General features: G+C 48.5%; 11 protein-coding genes. 6 read left to right on the forward strand and 5 right to left on the reverse strand.

What is annotated here, in order from left to right:
- Positions 1 to 49: 49 nt before the first annotated feature.
- From HW560_RS28650 to HW560_RS28660, 3 genes are all read right to left on the reverse strand, one after another.
- Entirely contained in the window at positions 50 to 1,384 is a 1,335-nt protein-coding gene (locus HW560_RS28650) for a DRTGG domain-containing protein (RefSeq protein ID WP_090895382.1), read from the reverse strand.
- Between the two features lie 237 nt (positions 1,385 to 1,621).
- Complete coding sequence (locus HW560_RS28655) at positions 1,622 to 1,909, reverse strand: hypothetical protein (RefSeq protein ID WP_063564309.1); 288 nt, start codon at positions 1,907 to 1,909, stop codon at positions 1,622 to 1,624.
- A 95-nt stretch (positions 1,910 to 2,004) separates the two neighbouring features.
- Positions 2,005 to 2,352 (reverse strand): YlbF/YmcA family competence regulator, encoded by a 348-nt coding sequence (locus HW560_RS28660; protein ID WP_076289793.1) that lies wholly within the window; start codon positions 2,350 to 2,352, stop codon positions 2,005 to 2,007.
- Positions 2,353 to 2,632: 280 nt separating this feature from the next.
- Between HW560_RS28660 and HW560_RS28665 the strand changes: the two genes are divergently transcribed.
- The 5 genes from HW560_RS28665 (at position 2,633) to HW560_RS28685 (ending at position 8,991) form a co-directional block, all read left to right on the forward strand.
- Positions 2,633 to 4,000, forward strand: coding sequence for a YheC/YheD family endospore coat-associated protein (locus tag HW560_RS28665; RefSeq protein ID WP_179265282.1), 1,368 nt, complete (start codon positions 2,633 to 2,635; stop codon positions 3,998 to 4,000).
- A gap of 30 nt (positions 4,001 to 4,030) precedes the next feature.
- Entirely contained in the window at positions 4,031 to 5,221 is a 1,191-nt protein-coding gene (locus HW560_RS28670; RefSeq protein ID WP_179265283.1) for a YheC/YheD family endospore coat-associated protein, read from the forward strand.
- Positions 5,222 to 5,282: 61 nt separating this feature from the next.
- Positions 5,283 to 6,656 carry a YheC/YheD family endospore coat-associated protein gene (locus HW560_RS28675; protein ID WP_179265284.1) on the forward strand — a complete coding sequence of 458 codons (1,374 nt, stop codon included), beginning with the start codon at positions 5,283 to 5,285 and terminating at the stop codon, positions 6,654 to 6,656.
- Positions 6,656 to 7,762 carry a YheC/YheD family endospore coat-associated protein gene (locus HW560_RS28680; protein WP_090895372.1) on the forward strand — a complete coding sequence of 369 codons (1,107 nt, stop codon included), beginning with the start codon at positions 6,656 to 6,658 and terminating at the stop codon, positions 7,760 to 7,762. The genes HW560_RS28675 and HW560_RS28680 overlap by 1 nt, the downstream gene beginning before the upstream one ends.
- 35 nt (positions 7,763 to 7,797) lie before the next feature.
- Positions 7,798 to 8,991 (forward strand): YheC/YheD family endospore coat-associated protein, encoded by a 1,194-nt coding sequence (locus HW560_RS28685; RefSeq protein WP_090895370.1) that lies wholly within the window; start codon positions 7,798 to 7,800, stop codon positions 8,989 to 8,991.
- 108 nt (positions 8,992 to 9,099) lie between these two features.
- On the opposite strand, the gene HW560_RS28690 is transcribed toward HW560_RS28685, so the two are convergent.
- A complete protein-coding gene (locus HW560_RS28690; protein WP_179265285.1) occupies positions 9,100 to 9,786 on the reverse strand; it encodes an HAD hydrolase-like protein in 687 nt (228 codons plus the stop codon).
- 286 nt (positions 9,787 to 10,072) lie between these two features.
- Between HW560_RS28690 and HW560_RS28695 the strand changes: the two genes are divergently transcribed.
- Positions 10,073 to 11,791, forward strand: coding sequence for a methyl-accepting chemotaxis protein (locus HW560_RS28695; protein ID WP_179265286.1), 1,719 nt, complete (start codon positions 10,073 to 10,075; stop codon positions 11,789 to 11,791).
- Positions 11,792 to 11,915: 124 nt separating this feature from the next.
- On the opposite strand, the gene HW560_RS28700 is transcribed toward HW560_RS28695, so the two are convergent.
- A complete protein-coding gene (locus tag HW560_RS28700; protein ID WP_090895365.1) occupies positions 11,916 to 12,887 on the reverse strand; it encodes a Gfo/Idh/MocA family protein in 972 nt (323 codons plus the stop codon).
- Between the last annotated feature and the right edge of the window lie 188 nt (positions 12,888 to 13,075).

Here is a 13,075-nt window from a genome sequence, read left to right on the forward strand (position 1 = left end):
CTTTTTTGTAAACTCATGATATTTTCCGAACTCAGAATCTCTCGCCCTTTTAGGCATGGTCAATGGATTGCAGAGTCATCACCGCTTTGCATACCACATTCCCATCACGGGTAATGACAATATCCATTTTGCAGGTCCGACGACTTGTCTCCAAAATAATTGGACGAACCAGAATCTGATCTTCAATCTGTACTGGACGAACAAAATACGTTGTTATATTATCCACCATATGGTCGTTTCCTGTAATGTCCCAGGCAGCACGCCGTCCCGCCTGTGTCATCACATTCAGCAGAACGCCTTCCGAGATCGTACCAAGGTCTGTCGCCATCTGCGGAATGATAAATCCGTGGAAAAACAGTTCGTTCTGCTCTCCGCGCTCTTCCGCAAACCCGTTCCAGATCAGATGATCAAACGTCTCTCCAAGCTGTGGCTGCTTCTGTGCATCACGCATCGCCTGGAGCACTTCCTTACGTGTGACGGAGGCAATCAGTTTACGGTTCCGATCCACAATGGGCAGGAAGTCAATGCCCTCCCACGTCATAATTTGTGCAGCGGAAGCCAGTGAGGTTTGCAGCGAAGCTGTGATTGGACGGCGTACAACACACTTCTCAATACTCTGATCCTCTTTTAACTCACTCACATCTTTGAGACTTACAATACCGATAACCCGGTTCCATTCATCTACTACAGGGAAGCGATGCTCTCCCGTTTCAGAAACCAGCAAGTGAAAATCCGCGGCTGAACTGGTCACCTTAAGCACCTGAAGGCGGGGTTTCTGACCGATGATATCCTCTACCAACATAATTTTTTTCTTAATCAGTCGATCAAAGATCGCACGGTTAATCATTGAAGCCACCGTAAACGTGTCATGTCTGGAGGAAATGATCGGCAGACCCAACTCATCAGCCATCACTCGCACTTCACGGCTTGTACCGAAGCCACCTGTAATTAATACACCTGCGCCCTGTTCGAGGGCGAGGGAATGAGCATTGTCCCGGTTACCGACAATCAGCAGGCTTCCCGCGTCAATGTAACGGGCCATGGCCTGTTCTTTCATCGCACCGATCACGTACTTGTGAAGTGGTTTGGCCAGACCGTCACTTCCACCCAGCACATGACCTTCGACGATGGTCACTACATCGGCAAAAGTCAGCTGCTCGGTCATGCCGCGAGGTCTTTTCTCGATCCGCACCGTTCCAATTCGTTCCTTGGTCACAACCAAGCCGAAGTTCTCTGCCTCTTTTACCGCACGATACGCTGTTCCTTCGCTTACGCCCAGCTCCCGCGCCAGTCCACGCACCGATATTTTGCTGCCTACCTTCAGTTGTTCAATATGTTGAAGCAATTGTTCATGCTTCGTCACGTTTTCTTCCTGCCCGTCCATCTGTACCACCCCCGAAGATGCATCTGTACTATTCTGTATCTATTATAACACGACCTTAGGAAAATAACCCCATTCGACGCACCTTTCTCCTAAAGAATTGCGATACATGGATCTGAATAATCGGAACAGCAAATTACGGGCATAAAAAAAGACCGGGCCCTTTCATACCAAAGGGAATCCGGCCTTACTTAGATAGGTAGAATCATCTCTACCACCATGTTGGATGTGATCCAAACCTTATACTGATTTGCTCTGCTCCTGCTTGTCCACCAGTTTCATCTCCCACTGCCGCAGCTTTGCTCGCCGGACAGCTTCCAGAGCACGCTTCTTCTCTTCATCCACACCAAGAATAAAATGCAGATGTGCACCAATGATTAATAATGAGAACAGCACCCATACGATGCCAAAAATATTAACCCAGTCCATTCCGCCAGCAAAAGAAATCCGCGGCAGCGCAATAACCAGCATCGACAACGCGATAACCAGATAGATCACATGTTTTGCTTTCTTCAACCTTTTCACCATTCACAGCTCCTTCGTTCTTGATCGACTCTATATGTCTAGTCTATGAACGATAAGGAGCTAATATGAGAGGTTCAGGCAAAAAAACGTTACAAGGTTTAGGCTTCAGCGCCACCATACAGATGACCCAGACTGTCTGCAATAATTTTGTTCACGTCTTCAATAATGACACTGAGACGACGTTCAGCGTCAAACAGACGACGGATATTCAGGTTCAAGCTCAATACTTCAAACAGTTTCTCCATTTTCTCCATCTCGTCCGGTGCAGGCATATCCCCACTCATCATACGTTGTTGCAATTCCATCTGTTGATCACGGAAATTATCCAGCATAGCCTTTGCTTCCGGATCTGCTTCGATCAGCTTCATCGCAGAAGTAATTTCTTCCACCTCGCTGCTTTCTCTCAGTGCTTTGGCCAAATCATTCGCTTTGTCATAAATGTTCACTATAATTCCTCCTCTAATTGGGTTGTTCTTCGTTATTCATTTGTACTCATTCATATTCTCATCGCAACGTTCACCCGTTTTAATACACGTATTTCACTTCCGTCAAACAAAGGTTGCGGAAACATACCCAACCATTATCTGCTGAGCATCAAATGCATTTAATCCAAATAGGTCAATCACCAAGGGTTATATGTCCTCATATGATGAAGCACATGCCATGTTCAGATGCCGTTCAACTTCGAGATCAGACATCAAGTTGCCGCCAGGAAGGAGATCCGTGATGTCCACTAAAAAAGTAACGATTCAGGTTACCGGCTCGGGCATCCTACAGGACGACGTCATCATGCTGGGCGAAGGGGTGCTCAAGGCGCTTAAAATCCCTTCTGGCCGACCGCTTCAGCTGCAATTCGGCTCTTTTCGCCGTGAGGTCACCGTCATCCCTGTTCCCAGGTATGACGGTCTGCGCATCAATCAGACGGTAGCCAGTAAAACCGGTCTTGTTCCCCGTTCAGTGCTGCGCATATCTTATCGTTCAGCCAGCCGTACACTGCGCCTTGGACCCTACATCAGTGTTTTAGTTAGCCAGGATTACCCCGATCAGCCAGATCGGCCCTTTGGCTCCATCACGATGTTCTGTCAAGAACTGGTAAACGCCTGCCGGAAGCAGGGCGCCTATGTATCCTTTTTCACACCGGAGGATATTGGAGCGGTAACGGGTTATATGAAAGGCTGGGTGTATGATGACGGCTGGAAAAAGACCGTTCTGCCTATAGCAGACGTCGTCAATAACCGGCTGACGTCCCGTAAGCTTGAGAACAAACCTAGCGTACAGCATTTTATGAAAGAAGTAAAATCGCTCTACGGTACACAAACCTTCAACGAAAAGTTTCTGGACAAAAATGAAGTATTCGATGCCTTGAAGTCCATTTCAACACTGAAGAAAGTGCTACCCGAATCCCATTTGCTCAAAGCTTCAGCCACACTCAAAACGATGTGCAATCGATACCCGGTTGTTTTTCTGAAGCCGGTTCGTGGGTCGCTTGGCAAAGGTATCATCCGGGTCTCCCGTCAAAGCGACGGCAGCTTCCTCACCCTCGCAACAAGCGTTGGGGGGACCCGAAAACAAACGTATACTTCTCTAGATAAACTGTATGCCAGTCTATCTGGGAAAATGAAAACAACGCGATACCAGATCCAACAGGGTCTTTCCCTGATTGATAACAGCGGCAGACCCGTTGATTTCCGTGCGCTGGTGCAAAAAAACCGTACGGGCAAATGGAGTGTCACTTCCATCGTCGCACGTATTGCAGGCGGCAGTCACTATGTATCCAACTTGGCACGAGGTGGAAGTCTCAGCACCGTCAAGGAAGCTGTAGCCAAAACCCAATTGTCCTCATCAGCCAAAGCTTCTGCGTATGCCGGTTTGCATACAGCGGCGCTGGATATCGCCAAAGGCATTGAAGGTCCCATCCCCGCCCATTTCGGTGAACTTGGCATCGACCTTGCCTTGGACACCAGCGGAAAGGTCTGGCTGCTTGAAGTAAACTCCAAACCATCCAAGAACGATAATACGCCACTTAGCGAGAGCAAAATCCGGCCTTCGGTCAAAGCGATGCTGGAATACTCCACCTATCTGGCCGGATTCTGAAGAGTCATCCATTAGAGGAGGTGCAGCGGAATGTTCCTGGAACATCAGACCAACACAGTAGCCATCCTGGTTCGGGCAACAGAAGGCTCGCCTCCTTTCGTGGATGAACTCTTCTGTCGTCGTCTCAGTTTGGAAAGCCACCGTTACGGCCTAAATATCATCGTGCTGGCCGTAGCGAATAAACCCAGTGCATCCCGGCTAACACAGGGTTATGCATTCGATAGAGGAGAATGGAACATCGTTCCTCTTCCTGCTGTGGACCTGATCATGGACCGCTGTCTGCTCCCGCTTCCCAGAACATTCAAGCAGCAGCTTCAGCAGCTGGTTTCAACAGGCAGCGGACACCTGGCCCGTTACTGGTCTGCTTCCTTGCCCGGTAAATGGAAGGTACACCGCGCCTTGTCTGCTGATACAAGATTGCGTAATCTTCTTGCCCCTACTACGCTGCTTCAGTCGGATACCTTATGGGAGCAGTGGCTGGCGCGCTGGCCGAAAGGCATTTTTTTCAAACCTGTATCGGGCACTCATGGTAAAGATACATTTCGCCTTTACCGCGAAGATCAGCAAGCCTCCTGGATCATGGAGGGCAGAAATACTCGCAATGAATTGGTTCACCGTACATTTGAGCGTCGCCAGGATGTCTCTGCCTGGCTGGATTCACAGAAGGCCGGTAAAAAGATGATCTTACAGCCATATCTGGAACTGAGTCATCATGGACGACCGTTCGACGTTAGGGCCTTGGTGCAAAAAAACGGGCAAGGACGCTGGTCTCTAACCGGATGTATGGTACGGGAAGGACCCGCTGGCACACTGACTTCCAATTTGCATGGAGGGGGTAAGGCGTACCCTGTACATCCGTATCTGCTGGACCGATATGGGAGCGAGCAATCCAACGCTCTGCTGGAGACGATCAGGCAGGCTGCTGCCCTCATCCCCCCCCTGTTGGAAAGCCGATTTGGCAGACTGGCCGAACTGGGTCTTGATTTCGGAGCAGATGTTCACGGTCGCCTCTGGCTGATCGAAGTGAATTCGAGACCGGGACGTTCCTCATTCGCAGAGGCGGGTGATCCTCGTATGCACAGACTGACCTACACCCGGCCGCTTGCCTATGCCCGTTATTTGCTGCAACAACATGTTCTCACGGACGTGAAGCGTCCAATGAAAATGCCGAATACATCCAGCACAGCTGGCCTGAAACCCATCCCGATTCACGGCAGTTGAGGCACGCAGCGCGCCGCTTGCCATGGAGCCGAAGGATCTTTTCAGGATAGGAGGATAAATCATGAGTTTGACCTTTTGCAATCTGCATTTCACACAGCAGCCGGATAAAGTGGTTTATGTATCCAACGCGTTAATGAAGAGCCTGAATCTATCCGGCAAAAAAACGATTCATCTGCGGTTTGGCCGTGACCGGGTGCCCGCAACTATCAAACCGATCAAAAAGGCTGGCAAACATCTCTATCTCGCTTCGGGCATACGCAATCTGATGAACGTTCCGAAACGGGGCAGCATCTACCTTCGCAATCTGCAGAATGATGAAGTTCAATTGGGTCCACTGATTGGCGTATTATCTGACGGACCTGCTACGGGTACCAACCCTTTTGGTTCCCGTACGGGTTTCATTAAACAGCTGCTCCGTGAAGGCAGCCGCAAATCCTATATTTATGCGTTTACCCCAAGGGATATTAATTGGCAGAATGAAACAGTTTCTGGTCTTTTCCTTAATGACAACGGAAGCTTCAGTCGCAAAACGGTACCTCTGCCAGATGTCGTGTATAACCGGTTACCCAGCCGCCGCTCTGACTTCTCACCAGCGATCAACCAGCTGCGGGAGCGATTCATTCGGCGCAAAATCCCTTTCTTCAATTGGAGTTTCTTTAACAAATCAGATATCTACAATTTGCTCGAGAATGACCCGGCAGCAGGGAGATATATACCTGAGTCCATCACCAATCCGACTGTCGAACAGATGAGAGAGATGCTTGAGCGCCATCAGTTTGTCTACTATAAGCCTACAGCGGGCAGTCTCGGCAATGGCATCTACCGATTGACCTACTCTCCCAAACGTGGATATTTTGCCCGTTATCGCAAAAAAGGCGGCAACGCCCTGCTGCGTTTTGGTTCATTCAACAGTCTGATGCGCATGCTTCAAGGCAGACACGGTAAACAGCTCCGCGGTTATGTCGTTCAACAAGGTATCCGGCTCATTGAGATTGAGGAATGTCCGATTGATTTCCGCTTTCACATGCATAAAAACGGAAACAATCAATGGGTGGTTGTTGGTATTGGCGCCAAGAAGGCTGGCCGAGGCAGCGTAACCACACATATCAAAAATGGCGGTTCCCTGATGACCCCTGAGCAGGCGCTCAGCCGCAACTTTGGCGACCGAGCGGGTGAAGTGCTTCAGCATGCCAAATCCGTCGCTATTACACTGGCCCAGGCGATTGAAACCCAGCACCAGCATCTAATTGGTGAGATTGGCTTTGATCTGGGCATTGATCAGGAGGAACATGTATGGATGTTCGAAGCGAACGCCAAACCCGGCCGCTCCATTTTCCGTCATCCTTCGCTCCGGCAGGAAGGAAAATCTTCGGTGGAACACATCCTGGAACATTGCCTGTATTTGAGCAAATTCCGGAAGAGAGACAGCATTTGATGAGCCTGCAGGATGAGTTCAAACCCATCATTGCCGTCCTGACCATGCACGATGATCAACGGATGTTCAGAGGAAACCATCAAAATTTCCTGGATATTGTGCAGACAGGCGAAAATATGGGATATGTGGTGTACGTCGTGACTGTACGAGATTTAAATGTGAGCGGCCCCACGGTGAAAGGATACACGTACAACAATGGGATTGGGAGATGGACTTCACAGTTCTTCCCCCTTCCCCATGTACTCTACAATCGGATTCCCAATCGGGAAGATGAACGCAAACCTTCAGTACAGCGAAAAATTGAAGAATGCATGCATTCTGGCATCGAACTGTATAACCCGTTCTTCTTCAATAAATGGAATCTGTTCGAATGGCTCAAGAAATCCAAGTCTACCCAGCAGCTGATTCCCTATACTCGCCGAATGCGAACAGCAACCGCTCTGGGGACGGTGCTTCGATCGTATCCTTACCTGTATCTGAAACCAGAGAGCGGCAAAGCCGGCAAAGGCATCATGATGCTCAAGCTCCAGGAAAGAGAACGTCTTCCTTACCGGCTTAAAATACAGAGTACCCGAAAAAGCACCACGTACAAAGCCGCAACCCTTTCCAAGTTATGGGCAAGAATTCGCAAGGAGACAGGACACACGCCTTATATCATGCAGCAGGGTATTGAGCTGGCTTCGTCCCATAAGCGTCCATTCGATCTACGGGTACTTGTGCAGAAAAACGGCAAAGGACAGTGGAGCGTAACCGGTGTTGGCGCCCGTCTCGCCGGCTCTCGAAGCATTACGACCCACGTTCCGCGTGGAGGTACGGTGGAGGACCCTGAGAAGCTGCTCACTGAACTGTTCGGGGAAGAAATGTCAACTTCACTGATGAAGCGGGTGAAGTCCACTTCATTGTTGATCGCGAGACAAGTGGAACGAGGCTCAGGGCATACGCTTGGTGAGATGTCTATGGATCTGGGCGTTGACGATCTGGGCGAGATCTGGTTCTTCGAAGCGAATGCAAAGCCGATGAAGTTCGATGAACCGCAGATTCGGCGCAGATCATTGGAACGTATTTTTCAGTACAGCGCCTACCTTGCCCGTCAGTCCAAACGATGATGAACAGGAATAACAGCTAAAGAAGGTGATTGTTTGTGTCCTCACCTGTTCTGGGCATTATGACGTTGTACTTAAATGAGCACCGCGCTCTGGAAGAACGGAGCATATACCGCAGAATGATCCTTGAAGGGCGCAAGAGGGGACTCGATATTTATGTGTTCACACCTGCCGATGTACATCCAGGAGGCAAACAGATTGAGGCCATGGTCTTTCGTTCGGGAAAAGGCTGGTCCCGGGAATGGCGTTCATTCCCGGATATCATCTTCGACCGCTGCCGCATACAGCGCAATCGCAGATTTCAGCAGTTGCTTGCCTTTCGGCAAAGGTATGGTCACTTGCTCTTTCTCAACCGCCCGTTGCGTAATAAATGGACCATCCATCAGACGCTCTCCGCGAAGTCAGCCTTTCACGAGCATTTGCCCGACACTCTTCTGTATCAGGATATGTCCGACGTCAATCGAATGCTGAAGGCCAACCCCCTAATTTATTTGAAGCCTATTAATGGAACCGGAGGGCGTGGAATTCTACGCATCGAACGCAATGACAACGAGGCCAATACAGTTCTTGTACAGGGACGGGACCAGAAACGCCGGATCATCACCCCACGCAAAGTCCATCTGTCACGCTTGGGTTCACTTCTCCAGAACTGGAATATGAAAGACAAATACTTGGTTCAACAGGGGATTCAACTCCAGCTTCCGAACGGCCGTGTTCATGATTATCGCATGCTGGTCCAAAAGAACGGTGAAGGACAGTGGGAGTTAACAGGATGTGCCGGACGAATGGGTGCGGAGAAAAGTGTTACCTCCAATCTGCATGGTGGTGGTCAGGCCATAGCGATGCACAAACTGATGAAACAATGGATCACCGATGAGAAACAGCGAGTAGAAATTTATGCAACGGCCGAGAAATTCGGGATTGATGTAGCTACGTTTCTGGAAAACACCTATGGCGACTTGTGTGAATTGGCTCTCGATTTGGCGATTGACAAGAGTGGGCACATCTATCTGATTGAAGTGAATCCGAAGCCTGCACGTGAGGTGTTTGCCCGTATTGGTGAGAATGATATCTATTCCAAAGCGATTACCCAACCATTGGATTACGCCTTGTGGGTGTACCGCAATCATGCCAATGCCATTCGTCCCCCTCGTGGGGTAAAGGTAACCAAACCGGTCAAACGCGTAAAAGGTAAATCGGCGACCCTCAAAAGGACTAGAGGATCGCAGTGAGGATCGGAGAATTCATATGATAGTGAACCGAATCCTCCTTGAACCCAAAAAAACCGACCACTCCAACGTCCGAATGGACTTGGGGTGGTCGGTTTTGTTCTACCGTTTCTACTCGGCTTCCCGATACAAACGAAGCAGTTCCGTAAAATCAGAGATCAGTACATCTGATCCTGCAAGTTCTTCGTCACGTCCGAACCCAGCATAGGCACAGCCGATGACGGTCTGGTTGTTCATTTTGCCTGCCTCCACATCAGAAGAGCGATCCCCAACCATCCATGCGTCCTGAATCCGATGCTTCTCAAGCAGGATCTGAACCAAGTTAACTTTGGAAGGGGTCTTGTACTGTCCTGCACTATACACGCCTTCAAAGAGCGACATGATCTCATGGGCAAAGGCCACGCCTTTAACATAGTCCTCCAGCCCGTTGCTGGCGACAAACAACCGCACACCCTGTTCTTTCAACGCTTTCAGCGTCTCTTTTACTTGTGGGTACAGCTGCGAGCTCCCCCCATCCAGTCCTTCAATCTCCAACTGAAGCAGCAGTTCGTCTGCACGTCGATGGGCCGCAACTGAAGCTTCGGGCATAACCACTTTCCATATATCTTCTAGCAACATTCCCAGGCTTCCCAGCATTCGTTCTTCAGGAGGAGTCTCTCCCTCAAAATGTCCTTCGGCCCGCAATGTATCAAACAGCTGATGATAGGCTGGCAACAACAGGGTTTCCGTCTGAAACAATGTACCATCCATATCAAAAATCATCGCTTCCGGTTTACGCAATACCGTCTCTTTTGTCATGTCCAATGTTCCTTTCGGATTGGGATATGTATTCGGAATCGTTCCCCTTCCATGATAAACATAAACGTTTGGCAGTGTAAACCGCGCAATGTAAAACAACTGTGTCATCTACGTTATACACAGTCCACAAACATTATACTTAAATTAAACAAACTATATACAATTGAACTTCCTTTCAGTATAATACGGAAAATAGTTCTTTAGACACCTAATCTTTAGAACTACAAGACCTATCATTCTAGTTTTTTCGACAAATACATATACCCCAGGGAGAGGAATAACAAACATGAAAAAGCACAGGACCTTCAAAATTTTTTATAAGATTGGTTTGGGCTATTTGCTCGTACTCGCAGTACTTGCTGGCTCTATTTTATTAATTCAGAACAGCATCAGCCAGTTACAACGAGAACTGGACTTTCTGGTGGATCATGATATGAAGGTACATGATCTAACCTATGAGATCGAGAATATTATGGTGAACATGGAGACAGGACAACGAGGCTATGTAATTACAGGACAAGAAAGCTATCTGGACCCTTATAACACAGGCGTTCAACAGAAGAATGTGCTCAAGGATCAACTGGCGGTGCTTGTCTCGGATAACCCTGCACAGCTGGCACTTCTTGAAGAAATTTCAGCCAAAACGAATGACTGGATTCAAGTCGCTGGCGAGCCGGTTATTGCACTTCGAAAAGCGAATGATATAGAGGCGATCCGGCAATTTTTTGTGGAAGATCCTGGCAAGAAGGATATGGATGAAATTCGTGGTCTATTGAATACATTTCGCACCAATGAGCTGACGTTGACTGAAAATCGCACTGAAGCGCTAAGGCAAAAGAACAAAATTTTGAACTGGGAGCTATACGGAGCACTTGTCGTTGTAGCCTTGATCTCGATCTTTGCAGCCTTGATTCTGTCCCGTTCCATTGTAAAAAACATCCGTACAGTAATCCGCGCGCTGAATGACATCGGCTCCTCTAATGGCGATCTAACGCTGCGCATTGCCACGCCGATGAAGGATGAAACGCGGGAACTTGCGGAAGCAGCCAATACGATGCTTTTTGGTTTACAGCAGATGATGTTGGACGTGCAAAGCAACGCTACCACCCTGAACGCCGCATCTGACCGGCTGGATAAAGGCGTGTCGGATAGTCATCTGGCTGGAAAGGAAATTGCCGCAGCCATGGAACGTGTTGCCGAAGGCGCAGATGAGCAGGTTGCTCTTACTCAAACCATGGTCGCTGCGATGGAACAATCCCTAACCGGACTCAACCGAGTTGCTGGCTCCGCATCGGAGGCTGCTGAACGCGCTGTACGCACGGAGACCATTGCACTGGATGGACAACAGCGAATTAATAATGCGGTTGGTAAAATTGGAACTATCGAGCAATCCTTCCTTTCCGTCCAGGGAGCCATTCATGAAATATCGAAAATGTCCGATCAAGTCATCAACATTGCCGAGTCCATGTCAGGTATTGCAAGACAAACGAATTTGCTCGCACTCAATGCCGGAATCGAAGCCGCGCGTGCAGGAGAGCATGGCCGCGGATTCGCTGTAGTCGCTGGCGAAATTCGGAATCTCGCAGATCAAAGCGCCACCTCAGCCACAGAAATTACGAGCATTCTGGAGACGGTCGTAGCTGGTGTACAGAGTACCGTTCATGAAGTCGAAGCCAGTACATCTCATGTCAGCGAAGGCTTGCGAACGATTGAAGATGCAGGCCAAGCCTTTGCGAATATTACGCAGCACATTCAAGACCTCAGTGCTGAAATGCTGGATGTATCCGCTGTGGTTGAAGAGCTTACCTCGGGCAGCGAAGCAGTAATGACATCCATTAACGAAGTATCAGCTGTTGTGGAGGACACCGCATCTGCCACGGAGGAAGTATCCGCTATGACCGAGGAGCAGCTTGCATCGTTACAGGAAATGGCGGATACGTCCAAACAGTTAAACGAAATGTCCGATGCACTCGATCAATTGGTAAATCGATTCAAGCTGTCTTGACCCTATGGATCAAATCCAAATAACACAAAGAAGCAGCCCCTTCTCCATGAGAGGATCTGCTTCTTTTTTTGAAAAGGAAAGAAACTTTAACATGAATCTCTTCTAGCCTTGTACCCTATTGGGATCAAGATTGATCCGGATTACGAAGCGCTTCAAGAACAAGCTGTGCATGATAGCCATCGTTGAAATCGTATATTTGGGCAGGTTGGCCCTGAAGACGGGCAATGACGTGTTTGAGTACAGGAAGCTGGCTTAAGGATTCCTCAACTTCGACGGGGACAAGCGGCTCTCCGATGCGTCCACTCCATAATTGATCCCAGTTTTCCAAAGCAATTGACCCTTCTTTACCGTAAACCACCATGGATACACGCTCTTCACCTGCAAAATGAGCAATCCCATTTAACTGAATTCGGGTTCCATCCTCCAGCTCCATCGCAGCCTGAACTTCATGTTCACATTCACCTGTATTTTGAGGAAATTGAACCTGACTGTTAATCACCCGGATAGCCCCAAACACTTTTTGAATCATATGAATCCAGTGGATTCCCACTTCAAGAATAAATCCACCCTGCTCGCGGCTGGTAATCCAGGCATTTTGCTGCCACGCTCGTGGCCACTGAGGAAATTGCAGAATCAGATCGATTTTGCGAATCTCACCAATCGTTTTCTGCCGGATCAATTTCTGCAGCATCACTACAGATGGTTCATGCGGCATGGAGAAATGGATTGCATGTACTACACCAGCCTTCTCGGCTGCCTCCAGCATTGCTCTGGCTTCCTCCACGCTGTTTGCCAGTGGTTTCTCACAGAATACATGAATCTTGCGCTTCAGTGCCTCCATAACGACGGCATAGTGATATTTAGGCGGGACCGCAATGTACAGCAAATCAACCGCATGTGTTTCGAGTAATTGCATAAAATCCGTGTACATCTTCGTCTCAGGATGAGAGGATGCAAACGAGGTCAAATGTTCCTCACTGGAATCGCATACCGCTACAATCTCTACTTTTTCGGATAGATCTGCCTGTGTTGCCTGATGTATCATATGTAATCCCATTTTGCCTAGTCCAATTACAGCCATTTTTATCATTGTCATTCAACTCACTCCCATCGAATTTCAGTATAACAGAAAGCTTAACATTGCCAATCTTTGCACGGATGTGAAATGGAAAGCACAGGATCTTCATTTGATCTACACAACACAAATTTATCATATTCTATATAAATTTACATTTTATGATACAAATTAAGTTTGTAGGTAATTTGTTGCAGGAATATATAACC

Origin of the sequence: Paenibacillus sp. E222 (assembly GCF_013401555.1) — a bacterium.
Lineage (GTDB): Bacteria > Bacillota > Bacilli > Paenibacillales > Paenibacillaceae > Paenibacillus.

Bases quoted from the DNA above. Each gene is read 5' to 3' on its own strand.
- HW560_RS28690 (WP_179265285.1), bottom strand. From the start codon at position 9,786: ATGACAAAAGAGACGGTATTGCGTAAACCGGAAGCGATGATTTTTGAT.
- HW560_RS28670 (WP_179265283.1), top strand. From the start codon at position 4,031: ATGTTCCTGGAACATCAGACCAACACAGTAGCCATCCTGGTTCGGGCA.
- HW560_RS28675 (WP_179265284.1), top strand. From the start codon at position 5,283: ATGAGTTTGACCTTTTGCAATCTGCATTTCACACAGCAGCCGGATAAA.
- HW560_RS28700 (WP_090895365.1), bottom strand. From the start codon at position 12,887: ATGACAATGATAAAAATGGCTGTAATTGGACTAGGCAAAATGGGATTA.
- HW560_RS28680 (WP_090895372.1), top strand. From the start codon at position 6,656: ATGAGCCTGCAGGATGAGTTCAAACCCATCATTGCCGTCCTGACCATG.
- HW560_RS28695 (WP_179265286.1), top strand. From the start codon at position 10,073: ATGAAAAAGCACAGGACCTTCAAAATTTTTTATAAGATTGGTTTGGGC.
- HW560_RS28655 (WP_063564309.1), bottom strand. From the start codon at position 1,909: ATGGTGAAAAGGTTGAAGAAAGCAAAACATGTGATCTATCTGGTTATC.
- HW560_RS28650 (WP_090895382.1), bottom strand. From the start codon at position 1,384: ATGGACGGGCAGGAAGAAAACGTGACGAAGCATGAACAATTGCTTCAA.
- HW560_RS28665 (WP_179265282.1), top strand. From the start codon at position 2,633: ATGTCCACTAAAAAAGTAACGATTCAGGTTACCGGCTCGGGCATCCTA.